Source organism: Bacillus sp. BML-BC051, from assembly GCF_019656175.1.
Lineage (GTDB): Bacteria > Bacillota > Bacilli > Bacillales > Bacillaceae_G > Bacillus_A > Bacillus_A mobilis.
The window spans coordinates 1-276 of the sequence record NZ_BPLI01000161.1 but is presented as its reverse complement, the minus strand read 5'-3'; the positions used below and the strand labels follow the sequence as shown (position 1 = coordinate 276).

The 276-nt window shown below is 41.3% G+C and carries 1 pseudogene; it reads left to right on the top strand.

The features are described 5' to 3' along the window. A pseudogene (locus K5S59_RS29760) lies at positions 1-276 on the top strand (serine hydrolase domain-containing protein); the annotation flags it as partial.

Here is a 276-nt window from a genome sequence, read left to right as displayed (position 1 = left end):
GGCACACAGCTTTTGGATATCATTTTGTCGTCGATCACAATTATTCTTTTCCGGTTGGCTGTTTTGCTATTTGTCTTAGGATTACGCAGAAGGAGAACGAATGAGCGGCAGCCAATGACAAAAAAGAGAATAACCGTAACAGTTATTTTGCTGACCGCTACGATTGCCCTGGGTCTACTGTGCTGTGCTTTCGATTGGTCAACGATACTTATGTGGCAAACATATAGTGTTCTTACAGCTTTGATTTCGTCAGCATTATTAACAGCAAGCTTTACA